A 25,748-nucleotide genomic window follows, 5' to 3' on the forward strand; every position below is an offset into this window, starting at 1 on the left:
CACGTTCATGCTGTTCCCCACCACGATCGTCGGCAGTTACCCGCAGCCGGAATGGCTGATCGACCGCGCCAAGCTCGCTGGCCGGTTTCCCCCACGCGTCCGCGCGCTCGAGCTCTGGCGGCTGCCCGAGCCTTACCTCGCGCAGGCCCAAGACGACGCCACCCTGCTCGCCATTCGCTTCCAGGAGCAGGCGGGGCTGGATATAGTGAGCGATGGCGAAATCCGCCGCGAGAGCTACTCGAACCGTTTCGCCACCGCCCTGGAAGGTGTCGACCTGGACAACCCGGGCTCGGCACTCGACCGATCAGGGCATCCCAACCCCGTACCCCGCATCGTCGGCAAGATCCGCCGCAAGCACGCCGTGGAGGTGGAGGATCTCAAGTTCCTCAAACGCCACACCCAACGGATGACGAAGATCACCGTCCCGGGGCCGTTCACGATGCTGCAGCAGGCTCAGAACGACTATTACAAGAGCGAGGAGGAAGCCGCCGGCGACTACGCGGATGCGGTGAACGCGGAGATCAAGGACCTGTTCGCGGCCGGCGCGGATGTGGTGCAGATCGACGAGCCCTACATGCAGGCGCGGCCGGAGAAGGCGCGCCAATACGGCCTGGCCGCGCTGAACCGGGCACTGGACGGCGTGCAGGGGACGACCTGCGTGCACATCTGCTTCGGCTATGCGGCCATCATCCACGAGCGGCCCAGCGGCTATTCGTTCCTGCCGGAACTGGCGGGCTGCCGGTGCCGGCAGGTCTCCATCGAAACGGCGCAGTCGCACCTGGACACCAGCGTGCTCGCGCAACTTGATGGCAAGCAGATCCTGGTCGGCTGCATCGACTTGTCCGACATGAACGTGGAAACGCCCGAGGTCATTGCCGACCGCGTGCGGCGCGCGCTGAAGCACGTGAAGCCCGAACAGGTGGTGCTGGCGCCGGACTGCGGGATGAAGTACCTGCCGCGCGAGGTGGCGCAGGGCAAGCTCGAGAGCATGGTCCACGCCGCGCGGATACTGCGACGCGAGTACCGCGCAGAGTAATCTCGTCAGGGTGCCGTATCTCTGTAAGTGAAGTCACCCCACCTGCCAATCTGCGCCGGCCGAAAGTCTCCCCCGACGCGACTGGCTCTGCACTTCTAAGCGCCGCAGCGACATTTCTTTCCGCTTTTTTAGTGCCTGGGCGACCCCGATGGGAGCGCCGAAGCGTAGAACAGCGTCCAGCAGCGCTCCCGGACGCTGCAAGGCATTGCCATGGCAGCCCTGGTGCAACGGGCTGCCAAGGTTGCTGGGTTTGGTCAGCGCTGCGGAGTCGGCGCCGGGACCACGACGATGGTGTCGCCAGTCTTGCCGCGCTGACCGGTGTCACCGGTTGCGCCGGTGTCACCCGTGCTGCCGGTTGCGCCGGTGCTGCCCATTGCGCCAGTGGAGCCGGTGCTGCCCGCGGTGCCCGTGCTGCCGGTATTACCCGTGTTGCCGGTGGAGCCCGTGTCGCCGGTAGCACCGGTAGCGCCAGTTGCGCCGGCCGGGCCGGGAACGGTCACCACGGCGGGAGCCGGCGTGACGACAGTCTCGCGTTGGCAAGCCACCAGGGAGATCGCCACGAGTGCCATGGCCAAAGCCGTTTTCGAATATTGCATGAATGTTCCAATTGATTGAGGGGCAAGCCTAAAGGTCGAATGCCTGAGCCTGTGTAGGCGAAAACGGCCAATTGGGGCTGCGTACTACGTAGGGCAGGTCCTACTCATCGGTGGCAAGCTAATGAAAATCGCGGCTCTGGCTCGATTGCTGCCCAAGCCGGCCCAGCAAGGCCGTCAGGTCCTTCAGGCGGTGGGCCACCAGATGGCAGACCTGCCCGCCGCTCTCCACGTCCCGCTGCCACACGCCATCCACCGCCAGCAGGCGCGACTTGAGCAGTTCCTCGCGCTGCTGTTCGCGCAGCGATTTCCACACGATCACATTGACCGGCCCGGTCTCGTCCTCCAGGGTGACGAAGATGGTGCCGTTGGCCGTCTGGGGCTGCTGGCGCACGGTGACGATGCCGCAGGCGCGGACCCGCTTTCCGTTGGGCAGGTCATGCAATTGCGCGGCGCTGAGCAGCTTCATCCTTGCCAGGCGCGGACGCAGCAGGGCCAGCGGATGGCGGCGCAGCGTCAGGCCCAGCGAGGCGTAATCGAAGACGATCTCCTCGCCTTCCGGCGCAGCGGGAAGCGACAAGGCTTCTTCATGGACCGGCGCGTCCTGCAGCAGCTGCGGCACGCCACGCTGGGCTGCGGCATCCCAGACCTGCTGGCGCCGGTGGCCGGAAAGCGAAAGCAAGGCATCGCCCGCCGCCAGGGCATTGAGGTCTTTCACATCGAGTTCGGCACGCAGGGCCATGTCTTCGGTGCTGGTGAATGCAGCCTGGACGCGTGCCGCCACCACCCGCTGGGCCCCCTTCTCGCTCAAGCCGCCCACCATCCGCAGGCCCAAACGCACATGGGGCCGGGAAGAATTGGAATCTGACCCCGATTCAAGAGTGCAGTCCCAGTCGCTGTACGACACGTCGGGGGGCAGCACCTGCACGCCATGGCGCTTGGCGTCCTGCACCAGTTGCGACGGGGAATAAAAGCCCATGGGCTGGGAGTTGAGCATGGCGGCGAGGAAGCATTCGGGCTCGTGGCACTTGAGCCAGCTGCTGTCGTAGGCCAGCAGCGCGAAGCTGGCGGCATGGCTTTCGGGAAAGCCGTATTCGCCAAAGCCCAGGATCTGCTTGAAGATGTTTTCGGCGAACTCGCGGCGGTAGCCTTTCTTCAGCATGCCGTCGATCAACCGGTCCTGGAACTGGTGCACCCCGCCGCGCCTTTTCCAGGCGGCCATGGAGCGGCGCAGCCGGTCTGCCTCGTCCGCGCTGAAGTCGGCGGCGATCATCGCGATCTGCATCACCTGCTCCTGGAAAATCGGCACGCCCAGCGTGCGCTCGAGTGCCGGCTTGAGTGCCTCGCTCTCGTATTTGATTTCCAGCCCCTTGCGCAGCCGCTCGCGGCTCTTGAGGTAGGGATGGACCATGCCGCCCTGGATGGGCCCGGGGCGCACGATGGCCACCTCGATCACCAAGTCGTAGAAGCGGCGCGGCTGCAGGCGCGGCAGCATCGACATCTGCGCCCGGCTCTCGATCTGGAACACGCCCACGGTATCGGCGCGGCAGATCATGTCGTAGGTTTCCTCGTCCTTGTCCTGGATGTCCTGCAGCGCGAACGGATAGCCGCGCCGCTGGCTCACGAAATCGAGGCAGCGGCGCAGCGCCGTGAGCATGCCCAGGGCCAGCACGTCGACCTTGAGCAGGCCCATGTCCTCCAGGTCGTCCTTGTCCCACTGGATGATGGATCGGTCGGGCATGGCCGCGTTTTCCACCGGCACCAGCCGCGTGAGCTTGTCCTGGGTCAGCACGAAGCCGCCCACGTGCTGGCTCAGGTGCCTGGGAAATCCGCGCAGGGCTTCGGTCAGCTCCAGCCATTGGCGCATCCGCAACTCGCCGACGTCCACGCCCGCTTCGGCCGCCCGCTCGCACAGGCGCTCCACCTGCAGGCCCTCCTCGTCGAACCAGTAATGCTCCTTGGCGAACGCATCGACCAGGGCGGGCGGAATGCCCAGGGCCTTGCCCACGTCGCGGATGGCGCTGCGGGAACGGTAGCTGGCGACCACCGCCGCGATGGCGGCGCGGTCGCGCCCGTATTTTTGGTAGATGTACTGGATGACCTCCTCGCGCCGCTCGTGCTCGAAGTCCACGTCGATGTCGGGCGGCTCCTTACGCTCCTTGCTGATGAAGCGCTCGAACAGCAGCTGGGCGCGGCTGGGGTCCACCTCGGTCACGTGCAGGCAGTAGCACACGGCCGAATTGGCGGCCGAGCCCCGGCCCTGGCAAAGGATTTTCTGGCTGCGCGCGAAGCGGACGATGTCGTGCACCGTGAGGAAGAACATCTCGTAGCGGCAATCGGCGATCAACCGCAACTCGTGCACCAGTTGCCGGCGCACCTTCCAGGGCACGCCCGCCGGATAGCGCCTGGCCGCCCCCTCGATGGTGAACTGCCGCAGCGCCTGCGCGGGCGTCATGCCCTGGGGCACGGTTTCCATCGGGTACTGGTACTTGATGGATTCGAGGCTGAAATTGCAGCGCGCGGCCACCACCAGCGTGTTGGCCAGCAGCTCCGGGGGATAGATGCCGCCCAGCCGCACGCGCGGGCGCAGGTGCCGCTCGGCGCTTGCCTGCAAGGCCAGGCCGCATTCGTCCACGGCCTTGCCTTCGCGCACCGCGGTGATGACGTCCTGCAGCGCCTTGCGCGAGCGCACGTGCATGTGCACGTCGCCCGCCGCCACCAGCGGCACGCCGGTCGCCGCGCTCGCGCGCTGCAAGGTGTCCAGCCATAGCGCATCGTCCAGGCCCAGCAGCAACTCCACCGCCAGCCAGGCGCGCGAGCCGAACCAGCTCTTGGCCCACGCGGCGATCTCCATCGCATCCGCATCCGTGCGCGAGGGGACCACCAGGATTTCGCACTCGTCCAGCAGCTTGAAGTCACTGTTGCCGCGGCTGACGGTGTACTCGCCCTTTTTCGCTTCGCGCCGCGCCGCGGTGATGAACTCGCACAGATTGCCCCAGCCGGTCACATTGTGCGGCAGCGCCACCAGGCGGAAACCGTCGAACCCGAATTCGCTGCCCAGGATCAGCCGGAACGGGTCACCCGGGGCCAGCTTCAAATCCTTCCAGGCGGCATAGGCCCGCACCACGCCGGCCACCGAGCATTCGTCGGTGATCGCCAGCGCCGCATAACCGAGTTCGTAGGCGCGCTCCACCAGTTCGCCGGGATGTGAGGCGCCGCGCTGGAAGCTGAAATTCGACAGGCAGTGCAGCTCGGCGTAGGCCGGCAGCAGGGATGGCAACTGCGTGCTCATGCGTAAATCCCTTGCAGGTACCAGCGCACGGCGTTGGGTTGCAGCCGCTCGCGGTACACCCACAACAGCCCGGCCTCATCGCTGCGGGCAATGAAGTAGTCGCGCAGCGCCGGGCCTTGCACACCGTCGTCCCACCAGCCGGTCTCCAGCCGCTGGGGGCCGGCCAAGAGGCGCAGCGGCCCGTGGTAGTGCGGCTTTTCGCCCCGCACTTCCAGGCGCAAGGGCTGCGGCAGGAGCCAGGGCGGATAGATCGCATCGCAGGGCAACGGATCCTTGCCTTGCCTGGGTGCCCCTTCTCTTGCCGGCGCCCATCGCTGCATACGCTCCGGCCGATGATCGGCCTGTGCCTGCGGCACCACCACATTGCCCTCCCCCAGCCGCACGCTGAGCCGCTCCACCAGCTGATGCAGGCGCTCGCCCTTGACGTTGTCTTCGGGCAGCAGGCTTTTGCTGGCGCCGCCCCAGGGCGTGGTCTCGAGAGAGCGCAGCCGCAGGTGATTGGCAGGCGCCGACAGTGTGGCTCGGGACAGGTGCTCCGCGACCAGGCGCCGCAAATGCGCGATGTCCTGCGTGGGCTGGGCGGTGCGGACGGTGAGTTGCTCGTGCGGCGGCAGGCGCACGCCGTTCAGGCGCCGCAGGTCCAGCGTCCATTCGAGTTCCAGCGCCAGCACGCCGCGATGGCGCGCCTGCAGCCAGACCTGCAACTGGGTGAGCAGGCGCTGGGCGGCCCACATCAATTCGGGTGCGGTGGTCGCGAGCGCGGCGAGTTCGACCTTCAGGTCGAACTCCTCGGGCAACTGCAGCCAGGGATAGCGCTCGGGCCGCTCGCCATAGGCGACATCCAGAGCGTCCAGCAGGGGTGCGCCGAAACGCCGCGCCACCCCCGCCCGCGGCAAGGCCCGGAGATCACCCCAGCTGCGGCAGCCGATTCGCTCCAGCGTGGGCACATGCTCCCGAGCTTCGGTCAGCACATGAAGCGGAAGATCCTGCGGCAAATGCGCCGGCGGCGACTCGCCGCGCAGTTGCAGGCGCAGCAGGCCCAGGGCCGACAAGGCGGTGCGCGCCTGCGCCCATTGCACGGGGGCCAGGGGCTGCGTTTCCTGCAGCAGGCGCCTGAGCAATCCCTTGCGCCCACCCCACAGCCGCAGCGAAGCCGAAGCTTCGACCAGCAGGGCTTCGTCCACCTGGGCCACGCGCGGGGTGAACTGCAATGCCCGCCAGCCCCAGGCGGTGCGCTCGTCTTCATGTGAGGGCAGCAGTGCGATCCAGTACATGCGATCTCCGGGGCAATGGACCCACCGGCGGCGCGGCCGGCGGCAGACGTGTTTTTCGGGCCTCCAGCAGCTCAGCCAGCCGGGCGGAATAAGCGGGCAATGACAGCGGCGTTTCGATCGGCGGGCCGCGGCGTTTGAGGATGTGAACCTCGAGCGTGTCCACCCCTTCCACCAGCAGCCGCAAACGGGCCGGCGAAGCCTCATGGCGCGCATTCAAGCCGCGGAAAACGAACAGCAGCCGCCCCTGCTGCTGGGCGGCCATATGCAGTCGCCGCAGTTCGGCGCTCTTGGCCTGGGGCAGCCAGGCCAGAACGGCGGCCACCTCGGAACAGCGCAGCGCCTGCTCGGCCGCCCACAGCCGGGCCGCGGGCTTTTCGGCCCGCACGCACAGCAGCCGCTCGGGAGGCAGGCCCTGCACCCGCAGGCTGGGCCCAAAGGGCTCATAAGGGGCGCCCACCAGAACCACCGGCCCCGCTTGCCGGGTGATCGCCTGCGCCAGCGCCGGCAGCACCAACTGCCAGACATGCTGTCCGGCGCGTTGCTGCAATACCTCCACCATGCTGCCCACCGGCCAGCCGCCACCGGGCAAATAGCGGTCCAGCAGAGGATGGCCGCTGGGCAATACTGTTTCCTGTGCCGCAAGCTCGTCCACCCGCCAGACATCTGGCAGCAGGGCAGGATCGACAAGGCGCAGGCGGGAAAACTGGGACACGGCAAAAGCTGAAGTACTGTTTCTTTATACAGTGTTTGCCTTGCCCCCGGAAGTCTTCTTCCGACTTACAGCGCCCCAAAAGGCGATTTACGTTTAAAACTGCCGGATGACCAGGCAGCTCAGGCCGCGCGATTTCGCCGGGGATTCGCACGACGTTGCCCACGCGCTGGTCGGCGCAGTCCTGCTCGTCGAAGGAGTGGGCGGCAGGATCGTAGAAACGGAGGCCTATGACCGCCTGGATCCGGCCTCGCACAGCTTCTCCGGCCCCACGCCGCGCAACGAGGCCATGTTCGGCCCCCCGGGAAGAGCCTATGTGTACCGTTCCTACGGAATCCACTGGTGCCTGAATTTCGTCTGCCGCGAAAAGGGCCACGGCGCCGGGGTGTTGATCCGCGCGATCGAGCCCCTCTACGGCATCGACCTGATGCGGGCGCGCAGGGGGCTCGATGACCCGCGCCTGCTGTGTTCGGGACCCGGCCGCGTCGGCCAGGCCCTGGGGATTACGCGCCAACTCGACGGACTCCGGCTGGACCAGGCGCCGTTCCAGGTGCTGGCCGCAGCCGAGCCGGTGGCGGTCGCCCGCGGGCCGCGCATCGGCATCTCCAAAGCGATGGAGGTGCACTGGCGCTTCGGCCTCGCAGGGTCACGCTTTCTGAGCCGGCCTTTTCCAACTAGCATCTAAAAAAGTGCCTGCCCCCGCCCCATTCCTCTCTCGTCCGCGCGATGAAAACGATCCCCGCAGTTGGCTGGGCGACACGCCCATGCTCAATCTGCAGGATGACAAACTGCGCCTGCGCGTGCAGACCGTCCTGCAATTCAGCAGGACCGACCCCGAGAAGCTCAGGAGCATCTGCGCCTACGTCGCCTCTATTCCCTTCCACGTACCGGCTTTTGCGTCCCCCAAGCACAGCCGCAGGACCCTCGCCCGGCGCGAGGCGGTCGGCTGGTACAGCAAGGCCGCCCTGTTCCAGGCCATGCTGCGCACCGCCGGCTTTCCCGCCCGGGTCAGGATGATCCGCGTCGACAACCACATGTTCCGCGGCCTCGCCACCACTCGCCGGACGTTCGTCCTCCCCATGGTCGAGGTCTGGACCGGCGGCCGCTGGGTTGCCACGGACAACTACGTGTACGACCCGCGCTACCTGGCCGCCGCGCGCGAGGCGCTGGAACGCAAGGGCTGGCGCTCGGGTTATGGCATTCACCTCGACGGCCAATCGGCGTGGAACGGCGTGGACGATGCGCTGGTGATGATCGCGCCCGACCGTTCCGTGGGCGCGCTCCCTGCGGAGTATCTCGGGGTGTATGACGATCCCCATCAATTCGCCGAGCAGTTGAAGAAATCATCCATCATGCAATGGTTGTGGATGCTCGCACGCAACCGCCTTATGTCGATACGGATGAGCCGTAAAGTGCGCCAATTACGCTACGAAGCTGGTGGCTAGTGTTAGGCCTTGCGACTGCGCAATGCAGGCTGTCGCAATCCGCCGCGGAATGTATATGTTGTGTCCGAGTGCAGCGGAATGCTCAGGCAACACAAGTCGAGCGTAGGATTTAGCCGATGGAGCGAATCAGTGGCCCATACAAGGGCTATTTCATTGCAGCGTACACCGTGGAAGCCGGCCCGAACTTCGTCGGCTACGCCAAGGTTTGTGTGCAGGAACCCGAGAGCGTGTGGACCGCGAACTCGGTGGAAAAGCTGACCAGCGCCAGCGGCTGCAAGACTGAACTGGAGGCCGTGGCGGCCGCCGAACAGAAGGCGCGCCAAGCCATCGCCGAGATCACTTCCGGCTGGGATACAACCAGCCTGCCTGGCGCCCTGAGCTGAACAGCCCCTAGCGGCTGGGGCCCGCGCCCATCGCCCTCGTTCCTTGTTCAACGGACTCCACGATAGTGACCGGCGGGTTGCGCATTTCCGTGATCACGATCTGGCGGTTCTGCCTTGCGGCAGCCACGGCCACCGAAGGCACAATCGAGATTCCCGGCGCCATCGCCGCATCGCGCGGCTGAACCAAGGCGACGCCGCCGGCCAGCATGGTGTGGGGCACCTGCATCGCCAGGGCCGTCCGCTGATCGGTCAGCAGCGGCGATGACGAGGTGCTAACGGCAGGGGCGCGAGAGGGCACGATGATGTCCGGGCAGTTGGCAGCCGCGTCGAAGATCATGTGGCCGCCGGGGAATCGCTCGGGCAGTGTCTCGTGAATGGGCAGGCTCATGTCCACCGGAGGAGTGGATGCGTGATAGGCCACGCGGTCCGCCCGGTCGTAAACGGTGTAGCAGGCAGCGGCGGCCTGCATCGAGGCCGATCCCAGCAGGGAGCACAGCAACAGGCATTTCCAGTGTTTCATCAAGGCCTCCCGGTTTACGCGCGGATTCGCGTGCATTGAGGGGCATCCTGAGCGCGATACTGCACAGCCAGTGCAGGCCGGGGCACCCTCTGTTTGTCAGCGAGTTTCGATAGCTCGTAAGCGGCGGCCTGCAAGCTCAAGCTTGAACTAAGTCCCAGCTTGGCCGGTGGGTGCCTGGCGGTACAGACGGCCGCGCCCAACGGGCCGGTGTTCGCGCCAGATGAGCACTGTGGCGGAACGCCCTCAAGTTGCCAAAACCCGACTCGACCGTTTCCAGATAGGGATCGCGGTCCGGCCGTGCTGCATGCAACCCATCCGGCAGCCGGCCCAAAGAGCGCAACCAGTGACCCGTTTGCGCGAGCGAGACCTGCACGTGCCAGCTGCCGCCTTCGAGCTGCTGGCGGTGCACTGCCGCTGCCACGCCCATGGCGATCAGGTAGCCGGTCGCCTCGTCGAGGATCTGCATGGGCAAGGCGTGCGGCCTGCCGTCGCCCGCCGCTTCGCCTTCAGCATGATTGAAGCCCATGGCTGTTTGCACCAGTGAATCGAAGCCGCGGCGCGCCGCCCAAGGCCCCTGGCTGCCATAGGCCGAGAGCGAGGCATAGACGATGCCGGGACGCTGCGAAGCGATCTCCCGCGGGCCATGGCCCAGGGTTGCCAGGCCGCCGGGGCGATAGCCCTGGATGAATACGTGGGCCTGCTCCAGCAGACTGCCCATCGCGGCGCGGTCTGCGGGCGCGCGCAAGTCCAGGTGCGCGGAGCGCTTGCCCCGGCTGGTATCGGCGATGGCCTCGATATTGGGCAGGTGCGGCGCATTCACCAGCATGACGTCCGCCCCATAGGCTGCCAGTGCGCGGCCGCCCACCGGCCCGGCGAGGATGCGGGTGAGATCGAGGACCTTCACGCCTTCCAGGGGGCGCTGATCGGCCCCCAGCGGTGGCAGCGGTGGCAGCGGTAGCGGCGGCGCGTCGCCGATGCGCTCGATGCGCATGAGCGGTTGGCCGGCCACGGCCCGGCCCGGCTCACTCGCGTCCCATTCATCGAAGCTGCGCAGGGCCGTTGCCACCAGCCTCGCATCGGCGGCCGCGGTCTCGAACTCGATCGCCCGCCAGGAAAGCAGGGCCCGCTCGGCGTCGGCGCGTCCCGCCGTCGCCGGATCCAGTCCCAGCAGTTTCAGCGCGCCTTCGCGGTGGTGAGCAAAATTGGCGTGGACTCGCACCCAGCCGTCCGCGCAGGCGTACAGGCCCGAGAATTTGTCCCACAACTCGGGTACGCGGCCATCGATGCTGAACCAGCCGGTGCACTCCAGCGCCGCGTGGACCATGTCCACACCGACCGCCTGCCGCGCTGCGCCACGAACGTGTCCCACCTCGCAAGCCGCCAGTGCGGCGGCAGCTATCGTGGCCTGCGCGGCCGTACCGACCGCGAAGGAAGATGGGAGGACCGGATCGGCTCCGGCCAGGGTCGCGAAGCCCAGGGCCTGCGCGGGCAACCCGCCGAGCTGCCACAGCCCCGCCAGGGCTTCGCGCGGGTCGGGCTTCACCTCAATGCAGCTTGACGCCCGTCTTCGCCTGCAGCGCTTCCATGGTCACGCCGGGCGCCATTTCGACGACCTTCAGGCCCTGAGGGGTCACGTCCATCACGGCCAGGTCGGTGATGATGCGATCGACCACGCCGACGCCGGTGAGCGGCAACGTGCACTTCTCCAGGATCTTGAGATCCTCGGTGCCGTCCTTCTTGCGCGCGACATGCTCCATCAGCACGATCACGCGCTTGACGCCGGCCACGAGATCCATCGCGCCGCCCATGCCCTTGACCATCTTGCCCGGGATCATCCAGTTGGCCAGGTCGCCCTTCTCGCTCACTTGCATCGCGCCGAGGATGGAGAGATTGATCTTGCCGCCGCGGATCATGGCGAAGCTGTCGTGGCTGCCGAAGATCGACGAGCCCTTGATGGTGGTAACGGTCTGCTTGCCCGCGTTGATCAGGTCGGCATCGACCTGGTCCTCGGTTGGGAACGGGCCGATGCCCAGCATGCCGTTCTCGGACTGCAGCCACACTTCCTTGGTGCCCGTGAAGTTGGCCACCAGTGTCGGGATGCCGATGCCGAGATTGACGTAGAAGCCGTCTTCGAGTTCCTGCGCCGCGCGCGCGGCCATCTGGTCTTGGGTCCAAGGCATGTCATGCTCTCCAGTCAGTTGGGGACAGAGCTAAAGATCTGTCCCGCAAAGTTATCTAGTTGGTGATCGTCCGCTTTTCGATGCGCTTTTCCGGGGTCGCATTGAGCACGATGCGGTGCACGTAGATGCCCGGCAGATGGATGTCGTCGGGCGCGAGCTCGCCGACCTCGACGATCTTCTCGACTTCGACGATGCAAACCTTGCCGGCCATCGCCGCAGCCGGGTTGAAATTGCGCGCCGTCAGGTTGAAGCGAAGGTTGCCCGACTTGTCTGCCACGTGCGCTTTGACCAGGGCCACGTCGGGCACCAGGGAACGCTCCATCACATAGGTTTCGCCGTCGAACTCGCGCTGCTCCTTGCCTTCGGCCACCATGGTGCCGACGCCGGTCTTGGTGAAGAAGGCCGGGATGCCGGCGCCCCCGGCACGCAGCTTCTCGGCCAGCGTGCCCTGCGGCGTGAATTCAAGCTCGAGCTCACCGGCCAGGTACTGGCGCTCGAACTCTTTGTTCTCGCCGACATAGCTGGAAATCATCTTCTTGATCTGACGCGTTTCCAGCAGCTTGCCCAGGCCGAAGCCATCGACGCCCGCGTTGTTGGAAATCACGGTCAGATTCTTCGAGCCGCTATCGCGCAACGCGTCGATCAGCGCCTCGGGAATGCCGCATAGGCCGAAACCGCCGACAGCCAGCAATTGGCCATCCTTCACCACGCCCTGGAGGGCGGCGGCGGCGGAAGGAAAGAGCTTATTCACTAAAAGTCTCCTGCTAGAAACCCGGGGTCGCACGCGCCGGAATGCCGTTACGATACTACCTAATGAGTTACGTAGTTCTCCGTAGAGATTAGCCCGATGGACGTCGACTATCGCCTTGCCTTCAACCTCGCACCCGTGGGCCTGTGCCTATCGCGCAATCGCGCCATTGTGGACTGCAACCAGCAGCTGTGCGAGATGTTCGGTTCGTCCCGGGAATTGCTGATCGGCCAGTCGTTCCAGATGCTCTATCCCAGCGCGGATGAGTACGAGCGGCTCGGTGCGCGCATGGCGCCCATCCTCAATGCGCGGGGGCATTACGCCGACGATCGCATCATGAAGCGCGCCAACGGAGAAGTCTTCTGGTGCCACGTCACGGGGCGTGCGCTCAACCGCGAAACCCCGCATGAGTCGGGCATCTGGGCTTTCGAGGACCTGAGCTCGCAGCGGCCGGTGAAGGCCGAGCTCACCGCGCGCGAGCGCGAAGTGGCCGCCCGCCTGCTCGATGGCATGACCTCCAAGGAAATCGGCAAGGCCCTCACGATCAGCCACCGCACGGTGGAGATCTATCGCGCCCGCCTCATGCGCAAGTACAAGGCCAACACCACGGCCGACCTGGTGCACAAGCTGATGGCGGGCGCCTGAAGGGGGCGTCCCAACGCAAAACGCCCCACGCGGGGGCGCTTCAGGTCCTGCACTCGCGCTCGGCTTATTTTTCGCCGGAGGCGATCTGGCCTTTCTTGACGGCCTCGGCGGCGGCCGCCTTGCGCTTGGCAGCGGCGGCGACCCGCTCGTCCTTGGTCAACTTCCTGGCCACGCCCGCAGGTGCCGGGTCCGCATCAGCCTCGGTGGTCTTTGCCTTGGCGATGACCTTGCCCTCTGCCTTGCGCGCGGCCTTGGCAGAGGCCTTTTCCTCGGGCGTGACCTTGGACACGGCCGGGCCCTTCGATTGCGCCGGGTCCACTTCACCCTTCGTCTGGGCGAAGGCGCTGACGGCGAAAGCCTGCGCAACCGCCAGGCTCAGGGGAATAAGAAGCTGCTTCATAGGTACTCCAGTTGATGGTTGAGGGAAGGTAAGTACCAGTATTTCACGTGCCTCTCGCGCGCGCGTTGATATTCGTCAACTCGCCGGCGCTCTCTCACGGCCCCGCTCTAAGGCCGCGCTTGCTGCCGCTGCAGTTCCCTGCGCTTCATCTCCAGGTAGGTGTCGCGGTCGATCTCGTACAGCTGGCGCGGATACTTCTGCGTTCTGGCGAACCAGCCCTCCAGCCTTTGTTCCGGCTGCCGCGCCGGCTCCACCGACAGCGCATCGAGATAGGCTTCGATGGCCAGGTAGTAGCGCATCGTGTTTCTCTCGACCACGCCGCGCACGCCACCGATAAGAACAGGCGGCTCGCCGGCATGCGCTGCCGCAGTGGGGGTAAAGCCGACCTTGCCGCGGCCGACGGTCGCCAGGTAGAGCTGCATGGCGATGCGACCCGCGCGCCCGTAGGCGAAGGCATAACGCATGTGGATGAAGCTGCGGCCTTCCGCGACCGGAATCGCCTCGAGCACGATCCGGTAGTCGCGTGTTCCCAGTGGACCGTCGGCGGCATCGAGTTCGATGCGCAGGTACTCGGGGTCCACGGCCACCCTCTGATACGAAAATACGACAGGAGACGCTTCGGCCAAAGGCTGGTCATGCTTGCGGCCGATGCGCAGTTCGAGTTGGTTGGCGCCCCCTTCCTTCGCGGTTCGGCAGTATTTGGTGTTCAAGTGGAGGATCAGCACGTCGCACCAATGCTCGGCCTCGGCGAGCGCTGCGCTCACGGTTGCGAACGAATGCTCGACCAAGGCGTAGACGTCGCCCTCGAGCTGCCGCGCGCTTTCACGCGATTCGAGATACAGCGGCCCCTGGAAGTGATTGCTGGCCAGCTGGGTGGCCAGCGCGATGTGCTTGTCGCGCAGGGCGGCAGCCCCAAGCGCCTGCCCCCCGGCAGCGCCCCAGGCCGGCACGAGCAACACCAGCCAGACCGGCAACACGATCGCGTAGCGGGCGAGCCGCTGAAGGCCAGGGATGAACGACGGCATGTCCCTTATTGTTGCCAGTCGATCACCACCAGAACTTGCGAAAGATCAAGTTTCGTGTCGGCGCGCGCCGCCTGCAATGGCGAAGCATAATCAGCCCGCCACCAGGAGACCGATGTGAACCGCTACCCCGCCCCCGAACTCAGCGATGTGCCCGAAGACATCAGGGCCCGGATACTCGAAGTGCAGGACAAGGCCGGCTTCGTGCCGAACGTGTTCCTGGCCCTGGCGCGCCGGCCTGCCGAGTGGCGGGCGTTTTTCGCGTATCACGATGCCCTCATGCTCAAGGAGGAAGGCTCGCTCACCAAGGGTGACCGCGAGATGATCGTCACCACCACCAGCGCCGCCAACAGCTGCCTGTACTGCGTGGTGGCCCATGGCGCGCTCTTGCGCATCTACGAGAAAAAGCCGCTGGTCGCCGACCAGGTGGCGGTGAACTACCGCAAGGCCGACATCACGCCGCGCCAGCGGGCCATGCTGGACTTCGCCATGAAAGTCTGCCTCCGTTCGGATGAGGTCGCCGAGGAGGATTTCGCCCCCCTGCACGCGCACGGCTTTTCCGACGAAGACATCTGGGACATCGCCGCCATCACGGCCTTCTTCGGCTTGTCGAACCGGCTCGCAAGCTTTTCGAACATGATGCCGAACCCCGAGTTCTACTTGATGGGCCGTGTGCCCAAGCAGAAGTAGCGGGAACTCACTGCAGCCGGACGCGCAGCCAGTCCGGCATCGGCGCCGATTTCTGCGCGGGGAAATTGACCCAGATCGTGGTGGCGCCGCCGGCCGCGTAAATGACGCCGGGGTCCTCGGCCCGCTCCATCGTTCCCCAGCTCTCGAAGCTACTGCGACCCGGGTCGCTCACGTACATCTTCATCAGCACATCGCCCGGGTATTCGAGCTGCTTGTAGAAGTTGCAGAAGGCGTTGACGATGACCGGCCCCTCGCCCTGCGGATCGGGCTGGGCGCCGATGGAGCGCAACCAGTCGATGCGGATGGTTTCGAGATAGCGGAAATACGTCGTGTTGTTGACGTGATTCATCGCATCCATATCGCCCCAACGGATGGAGACGCGCATCTCATAGACCAGCTTCTTGTTCTCCGGGATCTCGATCCTCATTGTTCAGCCTAAACCGCGAAGCCGTCGTCGGCCGCGATCACGGCGCCGTTGATGAAGTGGCTCTGGCTGCTGGCCAGCAGCACGATGAGTGCGTCCAGGTCTTCGGGCTGGCCGACGCGCTTGCGCGGCAGCATCTGCATCAGCTTCTGGCCCTGCTCGGTGTTCCAGTGGTGGTGGTTGATCTCGGTATCGATGTAGCCGGGACAGATGGCGTTGACGTTGATCTCGAAGCGGCCCCACTCCAGTGCCATGGCCTTGGTCATCTGGACGACGGCCGCCTTGCTCATGCAGTACACGCCTATCTGCGGCAACACCTTGAGCCCGGCCATGGAGGCGATATTGATGATGCGCCCGCCGGTATACGTGCCGGGTGCCGCGCCGCGCGCCCGCGCCAGCATCCGCTTGCCTACTTCCTGGGCCACGAAAAAGGCGCCCTTGACGTTGGTGTCGAAGATGAAGTCGTACTCCTCCTCGCCGACGTCCTGGATGCGCTGCGTGGTGCTCACGCCCGAGTTGTTGACCAGGATGTCGATGGAGCCCACTTCGGTTTCCGCGTGGGCCACCGCTGACTTGATGCTGTCCATGTCGGTGACGTCCAGCTGCAGCACATGGGCGTCGCCGCCCTCGGCTTCGATCTGGGCGCGCAGGTCCTTGAGCTTTTCCACCCGGCGGCTGGCCAGGACCACGGCGGCGCCGGCACGGGAAAGCGCACGCGCGAACTGCGCACCCAGGCCGCTGGATGCGCCCGTCACAAAGGCGACCCGGCCGGACAAATCGATGGTGTAACTCACAAGAGTCTCCTGCCTAAAATAGGCGTCAAAAAGTAAGAGCAGTCGCTCGACTTGGCGCGTGCGCCGAATAGAATTAGTTCCACCTGCGAGCCGGTCCGCCGCACGCCGTCTTGTCAAAAACCATTATCAGCGAGAGAGCAATGACCCACGAAGAAATACTGGCGCAGCACGGGCCGCGCGAGGCCATGGAATACGACGTGGTGGTCGTCGGCGGTGGTCCGGCGGGGCTGTCCACGGCGATCCGCCTCAAGCAGCTGGCAGTTGAGCACGGCAAGGAAATTTCTGTCGTGGTGCTCGAGAAGGGCTCTGAGCCGGGCGCCCACATCCTGTCGGGCGCGATCATGGATCCGCGCGCACTTTACGAGCTGTTTCCGAACTGGAAGGAGCTGGGCGCACCGCTGAACCAGCCGGTGACCGAAGACGCGATGATCTTCCTCGGCAAGAACTCCGCGGTTCGCACGCCCAACTTCATCCTGCCCGAGTGCTTCCAGAACCATGGCAACTACATCGTCAGCCTGGGCAACGTGACCCGCTGGCTGGCGCAGCAGGCCGAGGGCCTGGGCGTCGAAATCTTCCCCGGCTTTCCCGCCGCGGAAATCCTCTACAACGATAACGGCTCGGTCAAGGGCGTGGCCACCGGCAACATGGGGGTCGGCAAGGACGGCGAGCCCACCGAGAACTTCCAGCTCGGCATGGAGCTGCACGCCAAGTACACGGTCTTCGCCGAAGGCTCGCGCGGCCACCTGGGCAAGCAGCTGATCAGCCGCTTCAAGCTCGACGAGGGCAAGGACCCGCAGACTTACGGCCTGGGCGTCAAGGAGCTCTGGGAGATCGATCCCAAACGCCACCAGCCCGGCTTCGTGATGCATACCGCCGGCTGGCCCATGGACTCCGAGACCTATGGCGGCGCCTTCCTGTACCACATGGAAAACAACCAGGTAGTGCTGGGCTTCATCACCGGCCTGGACTATACCAACCCCTACCTGAGCCCCTTCGAAGAGTTCCAGCGCTGGAAGACGCACCCCAACATCCGCTGGTACCTGGAAGGCGATGAGAGCCAGGGCATCAAGCCGGCCAAGCGCATCCAGTACGGCGCGCGCGCCATCACCGCGGGCGGCCTCATGAGCCTGCCCAAGACGGTGTTCCCCGGTGGCGCACTAGTCGGTTGCGACGCGGGCTACCTGAACGTGAGCCGCATCAAGGGCAGCCACGCCGCGATCAAGACCGGCATGCTCGCCGCAGAGGCCGCCTACCACGCGATCGCGCACGGCCGCCAGCACGACGAACTCACCTCATACCCTGAACATTTCGAGCAGAGCTGGCTGCACGAGGAGCTGAAGAAGTCGCGCAACTTCAAGGCCTGGTTCAAGAAGGGCCTGTGGACGGCGACGCTGATGAACGGCATCGAGCAGTTCGCGCTGGGCGGGCGCATCCCCTGGACGCTGCGGCGCGACAAGCCCGACCACGCGTACCTGAAGCCGGCGGCGCAGTGCAAGCCCATCGTCTATCCCAAGCCGGACGGCAAACTCACGTTCGATCGCCTGTCGTCGGTGTTCATCTCCAACACCAATCATGCGGAGGACCAGCCGGCCCACCTGACGCTGAAGGATCCATCCATCCCGGTGCAAGTGAACCTGGCGAAGTTCGCGGGGCCCGAAGCGCGCTACTGCCCGGCAGGCGTGTACGAGTTCGTCAAGAACGAAGACAACACCGACCGGCTGCAGATCAACGCGCAGAACTGCGTGCACTGCAAGACCTGCGACATCAAGGACCCTCTGCAGAACATCGTGTGGGTCACGCCCGAGGGCGGCGGCGGGCCGAACTACACGAACATGTAGGCCCGTCATCCGGCGTCCGCGAAAACCCGTATTCCGGCCGCGCCGGCCGCCGCGTCATAATCTCGAAGTTGTATGACAACTTTGGGATGCGCATCCTAGCGCGTCCTGCTGTAACCCCTTCCCACAGGAGACGCGTTCAAATGAAATTCGCCCAAATGATCCTCGGCGCATCCATCGCCATGAGCTTCATTCCCGCAGCCATGGCCCAGACGGTCATGAAGATCAGCATTTCCACGGCACAGAACTCGCACCAGGGAGTGGGCATCGACACCTTCGCCCGCGAAGTGGAAAAGCGCACGAATGGCCGCTACAAGGTCCAGACCTTCTACAGCGGCTCGCTGGGCGGCGAGCGCGAGTCGATCGAGGCGGTGCAGCTGGGCACCCAGGAACTGGCGATGACATCGACAGGCCCGGTGCCCAATTTCGTGCCGGAAAGCAAGATTCTCGATGTGCCCTTCCTGTTCCGCGACAAGGCTCACGCCCGCGCGGTGCTCGACGGCCCCATCGGCCAGGAACTGCTGGCCAAGTTCGACGCCAAGGGCTTCAAGGCGCTGGCCTGGGCCGAGAACGGCTTTCGCCACATGACCAACAGCAAGCGCGACGTCAAGGCTCCGGAGGACCTGAAAGGGCTGAAGATGCGCACGATGGAAAACCCGGTGCACATCGCCGCCTACAAGGGCTTCGGCATCATCACCACGCCCATGGCCTTCCCGGAAGTCTTCACGGCCTTGCAGCAGGGCACCGTGGATGGCCAGGAAAATCCGCTCTCGGTGATCATCGCCTCCAAGTTCGACCAGGTGCAAAAGCACCTCTCGCTAACCGGCCATGTCTACTCGCCCTGCCTGTTCCTCATGAACAAGGCGGCGTTCGACAAGCTGTCGGCCGCCGACAAGCAGGCGTTCCTCGACGCCGCCAAGGAAGGCACCAAGGCCAACCGCGCCCGGGTGGACGAGGACGATGCCAAAGGCGTGGCGGACCTGCGCGCCAAGGGCATGACCGTGATCGACAACGTCGACAAGTCCAAGTTCGTCGCCGCCCTGGGCCCGGTGAATGCCGAGTTCGAAAAGCAGTTCGGCAAGGCCAACCTCGAGAAGATCCGCAACTACAAGTAAGCCGACGTTGAAAGAAACTTTCCTTCGCTTCGAGCGCCGGGCCACCGGCTTCGCCATGGTGGTGGCCTGCGCCATGATGGTCATCGCCGCCAGCCTGGGCGCTTTCCAGATCGTCACTCGCTTCGTGCTGGAGCAGCCGGCCGAATGGACGGAAATCCTGATCCGCATGAGCCTGATCTGGATGGTGTTCCTGGGCATACCCACGGCGTTCCGGCAAGGCGCCATGGTCAGCGTCGACGTGCTCTATCGCTGGAGCCCGCCGAAGATGAGGCGGGTGCTCGATTGGGTGGTTTGCCTGGCGGCGCTCGCGCTGATCGCGGTCATCATCTGGTGGGGCTGGGATTACGCCCAGCGCGGCAGCGTGCAAAGCATGGCCGGGCTCGAGGAGGTCTCCATGTTCTGGGCCTATCTGGCCATGCCCGTGGGCGGCTTGTTCTGCGTCATCGGGATCATCGGGAACCTGCTTGATCCGGTGCGCATGGAACTGGAGACCGCGCAATGACCGCAGTCATGGTTGGAACGATGGTGTTGTGCTTCGCGCTCACCATCTCCGTTGCAGTCTCGATCGGCCTCGCCGGGATCCTGGGCATCCAGGCCTCCAATGCCAACATGCTGATCTCCGTCAAGGAGATGTTCAACTCGATCAACAAGTTTCCGCTGGCCGCCATTCCCTTCTTCATCCTGGCCGGCAACCTGATGGAAACCGGCGGCATTTCGCGCCGCCTGGTCGAGTTCGCCAAGAGCATCGTCGGCGGTGTCCAGGGCGGCTTGCCGATGACCTGCGTGCTGACCTGCATGATCTTCGCCGCGGTCTCCGGCTCCTCGGTGGCCACGACCTTCGCCATCGGCGCCATCCTGATTCCCGCGCTGATCAAGCACGGTTACCCCACATCCTATGCGGCAGCCCTTCAGGCCACGAGCGCCGAGCTCGGCGTCATCATTCCGCCGTCGATCCCGATGATCCTTTACGGCGTGAGCGCCGAGGTTTCCATCGGCGAACTCTTCATCGCGGGCTTTGGCCCGGGACTGTTGATCGGCGGCGCCTTGATGCTGTTCGTCTACATCTGGTGCAAGTGGAAAGGCTGGGGCAAGAACGACGGCGACGGCCGGCTGAGTTTCGGCAAGGCCACGGTGCAGGCCGGCTGGGCATTGCTGATGCCGATCATCATCCTCGGCGGCATCTACGGCGGCATCTTCACGCCCACCGAAGCATCGGCCGTGGCGGTGTTCTACGCGCTGGTCGTCGGCATGATCATCTACCGCGAAATCGGCGTGAACGACCTGTATGCCATCCTGCGCAAATCGGTGATCTCGTCGGGCGTGATCATGTTCATCATCGCCAACGCCGGCCTCTTTGCCTTCCTCATCACCCGGGCCGGCGTGCCCGACGCGATCGGGCGCTGGCTGGAGTCGGTGCTGCAAAGCCCGGCCATGTTCCTGCTCGGCGTCAACGCTGCCTTGTTCATCATCGGGATGTTCATCGAGACCAGCGCGGCCATCATCGTGTTGGCGCCGATCCTCGCGCCCGTCGCCATGCACTTCGGCATCGACCCGGTTCATTTCGGCCTCGTCATGGTGGTGAACTTGGCGCTGGGAATGATCACTCCGCCGTTCGGGGTGAACCTGTTCGCGGCCTGCACAGTTGCAAAGATTTCCCTCGACCGCATCGTCACTCAGCTCGTCCCTTTCGTGCTGGTGGTGCTGGCCTGCCTGATGGTCGTGACCTATGTGCCCGCGCTGTCGCTGACATTGCGCGATCTGGTCTACGCGAAATAGTTACAATCCCAACCGTCAGGAGAGAGTTCCCCCGCGGAACCGCCGAAGGCGCAGGCTAAAGCCGAACGCTCAGGCACAAAGGACTGACAAGGCGCCTCGATCGTGGGGCGTCCACCTTGCTGGAGAGAGGCCGCCGCCCCCACGGGCAGGCGGCCCACCGAAGGAGCAAGCCCGCGTAACGGGTGAATCTCTCAGGTAAAGCGGACAGCAGGGGCCGCCCGTGGTGTGTACCATGGTTTGTCCGCCCCTGCTCCGGAGAGTGCCGCGTGCCTGCATCGCAAGATCAAGACCTTCAGAAGACCCCCCTGCACGCTCTGCATTTGGAGCTCGGGGCCCGCATGGTGCCCTTCGCCGGGTACTCCATGCCGGTCCAGTATCCCGCCGGCCTCATGGCCGAGCATCACCACACCCGCAACTCGGCAGGACTGTTCGATGTCTCCCACATGGGGCAGCTGCGGCTGGTCGGGACGGATGCGGCAGCGGCCTTCGAAACGCTGATGCCGGTCGATGTCATCGGGCTCGCGCCCGGCAAGCAACGCTACGGGCTGCTGCTGACCGAGGAGGGCACGATCATCGACGACCTGATGTTCGTGAATCGCGGCGACGACATCTTCGTTATCGTGAATGGCGCTTGCAAGGTGGGCGACATCGCCCATATCAAGGCACGCATCGGCTCCCGCTGCGAGGTGATCACCTTGCCCGAGCGGGCGCTGCTCGCCCTGCAGGGGCCCAAGGCCGTCGATGCCCTGTCGCGGCTGGTGGCCGGCGTGGACAAGCTGGTGTTCATGATCGGCGGGCCCTTCGCCTGGAACGGCGGCGACCTGTTCATCACCCGCAGCGGCTACACCGGCGAGGACGGCTTCGAGATCTCGGTGCACGAATCGCAGGCCGATGCGCTGGCGCGCGCCCTTCTCGCCCAGCCCGAGGTCAAGCCCGTAGGCCTGGGGGCGCGCAATTCACTGCGGCTGGAAGCGGGCCTCTGCCTGTACGGAAACGACATCGACACCACCACCACGCCGGTGGAAGCCGGGCTGACCTGGGCGATCCAGAAGGTGCGGCGCAGCGGCGGCGAGCGCGAAGGCGGCTTCCCGGGCGCGGCCAAGGTGCTGGGACAGTTGCAAGGCACTGTTCCGCTCGAGCGCAAACGCGTCGGCCTGGCCGCGCTGGAGCGCGTACCGGTGCGCGAGCACACTGAATTGCAGGACACGCAAGGCAAGCGCATTGGCGAGGTGACGAGCGGCCTGCTCGGCCCCACCATCGACAAGCCCGTCGCCATGGGCTATGTCGCCTCCGAGCTGGCATCGCCGGGGACGCGCCTGAACGCCATGGTGCGTGGCAAACCGGTCCCCATGGAAGTCACTGGCATGCCGTTTGTGCCGAACCGTTATTACCGCGGCTGAAAATTGGAATCTGACCCCGATTAAAGGAGAAAAGCATGACCGTCAAATACACCGAAGAGCACGAGTGGATTCAGCTCGAGGACCACGAGGCTGCCGTCGTGGGCATCACCTTGCACGCGCAGGACGCGCTCGGCGACGTGGTGTTCGTGGACTTGCCGGAGGTGGGCCGCAGCTATGCCAAGGGCGAGGTTGCGGGCGTGGTCGAGTCGGTGAAGGCGGCAGCGGACATCTACATGCCGGTGGCCGGCGAAGTGACCGAGGTCAACGAGGAACTTCGGGCCGACCCGGCACTGGCCAACCGCGACCCTATGGGCAACGGCTGGTTCTTCAAGGTCCTGATCAAGGACATGGCCGAGTTCGACGTGCTGATGGACGAGCCGGCCTACGCCAAGTTTTCCAAGAACAACTGATTTTCCTGTCATCCCGGACTTGATCCGGGATCCATGGCCGCCATGGATTGCGGATCAGGTCCGCAATGACGCCCCCTGATAACGGAGCACCAATGCTGATGCAATCCGCCCGCCCGCTCGGCGAGCTCGAAAACACGACCGAATTCATTGCCCGCCACATCGGCATCGAGGAAGCCGACGAGCAGCACATGCTGTCCGCCATCGGCGAAACGTCGCGCCGCGCGCTGATCGACAGCATCGTGCCGCGGTCCATCGCGCGCAAGAACCCCATGAAGCTGCCCGCCGCCGCGACCGAGGCGGCGGCATTGGCGGAACTGCGCCGGATCGCCAACCGCAACCAGGTGTTCAAGAGCTTCATCGGCCAGGGCTACCACGGCACCTACACACCCGGCGTCATCCTGCGCAATGTCCTGGAGAACCCGGCCTGGTACACCGCCTACACGCCCTACCAGGCGGAAATCAGCCAGGGGCGCATGGAAGCCCTGCTGAATTTCCAGACCATGGTGTGCGACCTGACCGGCATGCCCATCGCCAACGCGTCCATGCTGGACGAAGCCACCGCCGCGGCCGAGGCCATGACGCTGGCCAAGCGCAGCGTCAAGAGCAAGAGCAATACCTTCATCGTCGCCGGCGACTGCCATCCGCAGACCATTGAAGTGGTCCAGACGCGCGCCAAGCCGCTGGGCATCGAGGTGGTGCTGGCCAATTCGGCCCCCGAGTGGGACCGCGCACTTTCCGGCGACTACTTCGCCGTGCTGGCCCAGTACCCCTCGACCAGCGGACGCATCGACGACCTGCGTGCCGATGTGCAGAAGGTGCACGCGAAGCAGGCTGCCTTCATCGTGGCGGCCGACCTCCTGGCCATGACGCTGCTGGTGCCGCCCGGCGAGTTCGGCGCCGACATCGCCGTGGGTACGACCCAGCGCTTCGGCATGCCGATGGGCGCGGGCGGGCCTCACGCGGCTTACATGGCGTGCCGCGACGAGCTCAAGCGCTCCCTGCCCGGGCGGCTGGTGGGCGTCAGCGTCGACACACACGGCAACCCGGCGTACAGGCTGGCCCTGCAGACGCGCGAACAGCACATCCGCCGCGAGAAAGCCACGTCGAACATCTGCACGGCGCAAGTGCTGCCGGCCGTGATTGCCAGCATGTATGCCGTCTACCACGGGCCGCAGGGGCTCAGGCGCATTGCGCAGCGGGTGGCCAGCTACACCGCCATCCTGGCCAGGGGGCTGGAGCAACTGGGCTATCCGCCGCGGCCGGGCGGCGCTTTCGATACCCTCAGCCTGCACACCGGCGCGGAAACCGAGGCGATCGCCGCCCGCGCGCGTTCCAAGCATGCCAATCTGCGCGTTTACTTCGAGGAGTACCTGTGCATCTCGCTGGACGAGACCACGACGCGTGACGACATCCAGCTGCTCTGGTCGCTGTTCGCCAAGCCCGGCCACGCCATGCCCGACTTCGCGAAGTTCGAGAAAGGCATAGAGCCGCTGATCCCCGCCGAACTGCGCCGCACCAGCGATTACCTGACCCACCCGGTGTTCAACACGCACCACTCCGAGACCGGCATGCTGCGCTACATCCGCGCCCTGTCCGACAAGGACCTGGCGCTGGACCGCAGCATGATCCCGCTGGGCAGCTGCACCATGAAGCTCAACGCCACCAGCGAGATGATCCCCATCACCTGGCCGGAGTTCGCCCACGTCCACCCCTTCGCCCCGCAGGACCAGCTGCAAGGCTATGCCGAACTGGACGAGCAATTGCGCGCCTGGCTGTGCGAAGCCACCGGCTACGCCGGCATCAGCCTGCAGCCGAATGCCGGCTCGCAAGGCGAATACGCGGGCCTGCTGGCGATCAAGGCCTTCCACGAGAGCAAGGGCCAGGGCCACCGCAACATCTGCCTGATCCCCTCTTCCGCCCACGGCACCAATCCCGCCAGCGCGCAGATGGTCGGCATGCAGGTGGTGGTGACGGCATGCGACGCCAACGGCAACGTGGACCTGGCCGACTTGCAGGCCAAGTGCGAACAGCACAGCGCCAACCTGTCCTGCGTGATGATCACCTACCCGAGCACCCACGGCGTGTTCGAGATGCAGGTCAAGGAACTGTGCGCGCTGGTTCACAAGCATGGTGGCCGCGTCTATGTGGACGGGGCCAACATGAACGCGCTGGTGGGCGTGGCGGCGCCAGGCGAGTTCGGCGGCGACGTGAGCCACCTGAACCTGCACAAGACCTTCTGCATCCCGCACGGCGGCGGCGGACCGGGCGTCGGGCCGGTCTGCGTGGTGGAGGACCTGGTGCCCTTCCTGCCGGGCCACAACTCCGGTGGCTTGGTGGGACACAAGGTGGGCGCCGTGTCGGCCGCTCCGCTCGGCAATGCCGCCGTCCTGCCGATCAGCTGGATGTACTGCCGGATGATGGGCGCCGAGGGCCTGAAGCAGGCAACCGAGGTGGCCATCCTCAGCGCCAACTACATCAGCGCCCGCCTGCGCGACCACTACCCCACGCTCTACGCCAGCGCCAACGGCCATGTGGCGCACGAGTGCATCCTGGACCTGCGCCCCATGAAAGAGGCCAGCGGCGTGACGGCGGAAGACGTGGCCAAGCGGCTGATCGACTACGGCTTCCATGCGCCGACCCTCAGTTTCCCGGTGCCGGGCACGCTGATGGTGGAGCCCACCGAGAGCGAAACGCTGGACGAACTGGATCGCTTCATCGCGGCCATGATTGCCATCCGCGAGGAGATCCGGCGCGTCGAGCGCGGCGAATGGCCGCAGGACGACAACCCCCTCAAGCACGCACCGCATACCGCCGCGAGCCTGCTCAAGGGCGAGTGGCCGCATGCCTATCCGCGCGAGGTGGGAGCGGCGGTGCTCGACGAGCGCCGGCATGCCAAGTACTGGCCGCCGGTGGGCCGCGTCGACAACGTCTACGGCGACCGCAACCTGTTCTGCAGCTGCGTGCCGATGTCGGCATATGAATAGTTCACTTGAAAAACACTGCGTGTTTTTGCAGGTGGGTTGATCGGTTGAGCGGGACCGGCAAAGCCGGTCTCCG

The 25,748-nt window shown here is 65.4% G+C and carries 25 protein-coding genes and 2 riboswitches; of the genes, 13 read left to right on the top strand and 12 right to left on the bottom strand.

What is annotated here, in order from left to right:
* Positions 1–7 precede the first annotated feature (7 nt).
* The gene (locus HNE04_RS14050; protein ID WP_172219968.1) at positions 8–1,036 is read left to right on the top strand and encodes a uroporphyrinogen decarboxylase family protein; all 1,029 of its coding nucleotides are present in this window, start codon (positions 8–10) and stop codon (positions 1,034–1,036) included.
* 254 nt (positions 1,037–1,290) lie between these two features.
* Here HNE04_RS14050 and HNE04_RS14055 read toward each other — a convergent pair whose 3' ends face one another.
* The 4 genes from HNE04_RS14055 to imuA all read right to left on the bottom strand — a co-directional run bounded on the left by HNE04_RS14055 (position 1,291) and on the right by imuA (position 6,907).
* Positions 1,291–1,632 (bottom strand): collagen-like triple helix repeat-containing protein, encoded by a 342-nt coding sequence (locus HNE04_RS14055; RefSeq protein WP_172219971.1) that lies wholly within the window; start codon positions 1,630–1,632, stop codon positions 1,291–1,293.
* 118 nt (positions 1,633–1,750) lie between these two features.
* The gene (locus tag HNE04_RS14060) at positions 1,751–4,921 is read right to left on the bottom strand and encodes an error-prone DNA polymerase (protein WP_172219973.1); all 3,171 of its coding nucleotides are present in this window, start codon (positions 4,919–4,921) and stop codon (positions 1,751–1,753) included.
* Entirely contained in the window at positions 4,918–6,195 is a 1,278-nt protein-coding gene (locus HNE04_RS14065; RefSeq protein ID WP_172219975.1) for a DNA polymerase Y subunit UmuC family protein, read from the bottom strand. Before HNE04_RS14065 ends, HNE04_RS14060 begins: the two co-directional genes overlap by 4 nt.
* Positions 6,164–6,907 carry a translesion DNA synthesis-associated protein ImuA gene (gene imuA, locus HNE04_RS14070; RefSeq protein ID WP_172219978.1) on the bottom strand — a complete coding sequence of 248 codons (744 nt, stop codon included), beginning with the start codon at positions 6,905–6,907 and terminating at the stop codon, positions 6,164–6,166. Before imuA ends, HNE04_RS14065 begins: the two co-directional genes overlap by 32 nt.
* Before the next feature lie 106 nt (positions 6,908–7,013).
* On the opposite strand from imuA, the gene HNE04_RS14075 reads away from it, so the two are divergent.
* The 3 genes from HNE04_RS14075 to HNE04_RS14085 all read left to right on the top strand — a co-directional run bounded on the left by HNE04_RS14075 (position 7,014) and on the right by HNE04_RS14085 (position 8,732).
* Entirely contained in the window at positions 7,014–7,589 is a 576-nt protein-coding gene (locus tag HNE04_RS14075) for a DNA-3-methyladenine glycosylase (RefSeq protein ID WP_172219981.1), read from the top strand.
* 79 nt (positions 7,590–7,668) lie between these two features.
* Positions 7,669–8,349 (top strand): transglutaminase domain-containing protein, encoded by a 681-nt coding sequence (locus tag HNE04_RS14080; protein ID WP_172219984.1) that lies wholly within the window; start codon positions 7,669–7,671, stop codon positions 8,347–8,349.
* 116 nt (positions 8,350–8,465) lie between these two features.
* Positions 8,466–8,732 (top strand): hypothetical protein, encoded by a 267-nt coding sequence (locus HNE04_RS14085; RefSeq protein ID WP_172219987.1) that lies wholly within the window; start codon positions 8,466–8,468, stop codon positions 8,730–8,732.
* A 7-nt stretch (positions 8,733–8,739) separates the two neighbouring features.
* Here the strand turns inward: HNE04_RS14085 and HNE04_RS14090 are convergent, their stop codons facing one another.
* From HNE04_RS14090 to HNE04_RS14105, 4 genes are all read right to left on the bottom strand, one after another.
* Positions 8,740–9,252, bottom strand: a complete 513-nt coding sequence (locus HNE04_RS14090) for a hypothetical protein (RefSeq protein ID WP_172219990.1) — start codon at positions 9,250–9,252, stop codon at positions 8,740–8,742.
* Between the two features lie 136 nt (positions 9,253–9,388).
* Positions 9,389–10,795 carry a CoA transferase gene (locus HNE04_RS14095; protein WP_172219993.1) on the bottom strand — a complete coding sequence of 469 codons (1,407 nt, stop codon included), beginning with the start codon at positions 10,793–10,795 and terminating at the stop codon, positions 9,389–9,391.
* A 1-nt stretch (position 10,796) separates the two neighbouring features.
* Positions 10,797–11,432 carry a 3-oxoacid CoA-transferase subunit B gene (locus tag HNE04_RS14100; RefSeq protein ID WP_172219996.1) on the bottom strand — a complete coding sequence of 212 codons (636 nt, stop codon included), beginning with the start codon at positions 11,430–11,432 and terminating at the stop codon, positions 10,797–10,799.
* 55 nt (positions 11,433–11,487) lie between these two features.
* Entirely contained in the window at positions 11,488–12,183 is a 696-nt protein-coding gene (locus HNE04_RS14105) for a CoA transferase subunit A (protein WP_172219999.1), read from the bottom strand.
* Positions 12,184–12,279: 96 nt separating this feature from the next.
* Between HNE04_RS14105 and HNE04_RS14110 the strand changes: the two genes are divergently transcribed.
* Positions 12,280–12,825: a PAS and helix-turn-helix domain-containing protein gene (locus HNE04_RS14110; RefSeq protein WP_172220002.1), complete on the top strand. Its 546-nt coding sequence runs from the start codon at positions 12,280–12,282 to the stop codon at positions 12,823–12,825.
* Between the two features lie 64 nt (positions 12,826–12,889).
* On the opposite strand, the gene HNE04_RS14115 is transcribed toward HNE04_RS14110, so the two are convergent.
* Positions 12,890–13,225, bottom strand: a complete 336-nt coding sequence (locus HNE04_RS14115; protein WP_172220005.1) for a hypothetical protein — start codon at positions 13,223–13,225, stop codon at positions 12,890–12,892.
* A gap of 107 nt (positions 13,226–13,332) precedes the next feature.
* Complete coding sequence (locus tag HNE04_RS14120; protein ID WP_235964993.1) at positions 13,333–14,250, bottom strand: hypothetical protein; 918 nt, start codon at positions 14,248–14,250, stop codon at positions 13,333–13,335.
* Between the two features lie 114 nt (positions 14,251–14,364).
* On the opposite strand from HNE04_RS14120, the gene HNE04_RS14125 reads away from it, so the two are divergent.
* Positions 14,365–14,937 (top strand): peroxidase-related enzyme, encoded by a 573-nt coding sequence (locus tag HNE04_RS14125; RefSeq protein ID WP_172220008.1) that lies wholly within the window; start codon positions 14,365–14,367, stop codon positions 14,935–14,937.
* Positions 14,938–14,944: 7 nt separating this feature from the next.
* On the opposite strand, the gene HNE04_RS14130 is transcribed toward HNE04_RS14125, so the two are convergent.
* Together HNE04_RS14130 and HNE04_RS14135 are read right to left on the bottom strand one after the other, a co-directional pair.
* Positions 14,945–15,364, bottom strand: a complete 420-nt coding sequence (locus tag HNE04_RS14130) for an acyl-CoA thioesterase (RefSeq protein ID WP_172220011.1) — start codon at positions 15,362–15,364, stop codon at positions 14,945–14,947.
* A gap of 8 nt (positions 15,365–15,372) precedes the next feature.
* The gene (locus HNE04_RS14135; protein WP_172220014.1) at positions 15,373–16,155 is read right to left on the bottom strand and encodes an SDR family oxidoreductase; all 783 of its coding nucleotides are present in this window, start codon (positions 16,153–16,155) and stop codon (positions 15,373–15,375) included.
* 140 nt (positions 16,156–16,295) lie between these two features.
* On the opposite strand from HNE04_RS14135, the gene HNE04_RS14140 reads away from it, so the two are divergent.
* The 7 genes from HNE04_RS14140 (at position 16,296) to gcvP (ending at position 25,675) form a co-directional block, all read left to right on the top strand.
* Positions 16,296–17,993: an electron transfer flavoprotein-ubiquinone oxidoreductase gene (locus HNE04_RS14140; RefSeq protein WP_172220017.1), complete on the top strand. Its 1,698-nt coding sequence runs from the start codon at positions 16,296–16,298 to the stop codon at positions 17,991–17,993.
* 140 nt (positions 17,994–18,133) lie between these two features.
* Entirely contained in the window at positions 18,134–19,105 is a 972-nt protein-coding gene (locus HNE04_RS14145; protein ID WP_172220020.1) for a TRAP transporter substrate-binding protein, read from the top strand.
* A gap of 7 nt (positions 19,106–19,112) precedes the next feature.
* Complete coding sequence (locus HNE04_RS14150) at positions 19,113–19,607, top strand: TRAP transporter small permease (RefSeq protein ID WP_172220023.1); 495 nt, start codon at positions 19,113–19,115, stop codon at positions 19,605–19,607.
* Positions 19,604–20,881, top strand: coding sequence for a TRAP transporter large permease (locus tag HNE04_RS14155; protein ID WP_172220026.1), 1,278 nt, complete (start codon positions 19,604–19,606; stop codon positions 20,879–20,881). The genes HNE04_RS14150 and HNE04_RS14155 overlap by 4 nt, the downstream gene beginning before the upstream one ends.
* Positions 20,882–20,887: 6 nt before the next feature.
* Positions 20,888–20,977: riboswitch (glycine riboswitch) on the top strand.
* 13 nt (positions 20,978–20,990) lie between these two features.
* A riboswitch (glycine riboswitch) is annotated at positions 20,991–21,099 on the top strand.
* 48 nt (positions 21,100–21,147) lie between these two features.
* The gene (gcvT, locus tag HNE04_RS14160) at positions 21,148–22,281 is read left to right on the top strand and encodes a glycine cleavage system aminomethyltransferase GcvT (RefSeq protein ID WP_172220029.1); all 1,134 of its coding nucleotides are present in this window, start codon (positions 21,148–21,150) and stop codon (positions 22,279–22,281) included.
* Between the two features lie 35 nt (positions 22,282–22,316).
* Positions 22,317–22,691: a glycine cleavage system protein GcvH gene (gcvH, locus tag HNE04_RS14165; RefSeq protein ID WP_172220032.1), complete on the top strand. Its 375-nt coding sequence runs from the start codon at positions 22,317–22,319 to the stop codon at positions 22,689–22,691.
* 92 nt (positions 22,692–22,783) lie between these two features.
* The gene (gene gcvP, locus HNE04_RS14170; RefSeq protein WP_172220035.1) at positions 22,784–25,675 is read left to right on the top strand and encodes an aminomethyl-transferring glycine dehydrogenase; all 2,892 of its coding nucleotides are present in this window, start codon (positions 22,784–22,786) and stop codon (positions 25,673–25,675) included.
* The last annotated feature ends 73 nt before the right edge of the window (positions 25,676–25,748 follow it).

The organism is Caenimonas soli, assembly GCF_013155545.1.
Taxonomy (GTDB): Bacteria; Pseudomonadota; Gammaproteobacteria; order Burkholderiales; family Burkholderiaceae_C; genus Ramlibacter; species Ramlibacter soli.

Excerpts from the sequence above, each read along its gene's own strand:
- HNE04_RS14050 (WP_172219968.1), top strand. The coding sequence starts at position 8 with ATGCTGTTCCCCACCACGATCGTCGGCAGTTACCCGCAGCCGGAATGG.
- HNE04_RS14055 (WP_172219971.1), bottom strand. The coding sequence starts at position 1,632 with ATGCAATATTCGAAAACGGCTTTGGCCATGGCACTCGTGGCGATCTCC.
- HNE04_RS14060 (WP_172219973.1), bottom strand. The coding sequence starts at position 4,921 with ATGAGCACGCAGTTGCCATCCCTGCTGCCGGCCTACGCCGAGCTGCAC.
- HNE04_RS14065 (WP_172219975.1), bottom strand. The coding sequence starts at position 6,195 with ATGTACTGGATCGCACTGCTGCCCTCACATGAAGACGAGCGCACCGCC.
- HNE04_RS14075 (WP_172219981.1), top strand. The coding sequence starts at position 7,014 with ATGACCAGGCAGCTCAGGCCGCGCGATTTCGCCGGGGATTCGCACGAC.
- HNE04_RS14080 (WP_172219984.1), top strand. The coding sequence starts at position 7,669 with ATGCTCAATCTGCAGGATGACAAACTGCGCCTGCGCGTGCAGACCGTC.
- HNE04_RS14085 (WP_172219987.1), top strand. The coding sequence starts at position 8,466 with ATGGAGCGAATCAGTGGCCCATACAAGGGCTATTTCATTGCAGCGTAC.
- HNE04_RS14090 (WP_172219990.1), bottom strand. The coding sequence starts at position 9,252 with ATGAAACACTGGAAATGCCTGTTGCTGTGCTCCCTGCTGGGATCGGCC.
- HNE04_RS14100 (WP_172219996.1), bottom strand. The coding sequence starts at position 11,432 with ATGCCTTGGACCCAAGACCAGATGGCCGCGCGCGCGGCGCAGGAACTC.
- HNE04_RS14110 (WP_172220002.1), top strand. The coding sequence starts at position 12,280 with ATGGACGTCGACTATCGCCTTGCCTTCAACCTCGCACCCGTGGGCCTG.
- HNE04_RS14115 (WP_172220005.1), bottom strand. The coding sequence starts at position 13,225 with ATGAAGCAGCTTCTTATTCCCCTGAGCCTGGCGGTTGCGCAGGCTTTC.
- HNE04_RS14120 (WP_235964993.1), bottom strand. The coding sequence starts at position 14,250 with ATGCCGTCGTTCATCCCTGGCCTTCAGCGGCTCGCCCGCTACGCGATC.
- HNE04_RS14130 (WP_172220011.1), bottom strand. The coding sequence starts at position 15,364 with ATGAGGATCGAGATCCCGGAGAACAAGAAGCTGGTCTATGAGATGCGC.
- HNE04_RS14140 (WP_172220017.1), top strand. The coding sequence starts at position 16,296 with ATGACCCACGAAGAAATACTGGCGCAGCACGGGCCGCGCGAGGCCATG.
- HNE04_RS14145 (WP_172220020.1), top strand. The coding sequence starts at position 18,134 with ATGAAATTCGCCCAAATGATCCTCGGCGCATCCATCGCCATGAGCTTC.
- HNE04_RS14155 (WP_172220026.1), top strand. The coding sequence starts at position 19,604 with ATGACCGCAGTCATGGTTGGAACGATGGTGTTGTGCTTCGCGCTCACC.
- gcvH (WP_172220032.1), top strand. The coding sequence starts at position 22,317 with ATGACCGTCAAATACACCGAAGAGCACGAGTGGATTCAGCTCGAGGAC.
- gcvP (WP_172220035.1), top strand. The coding sequence starts at position 22,784 with ATGCTGATGCAATCCGCCCGCCCGCTCGGCGAGCTCGAAAACACGACC.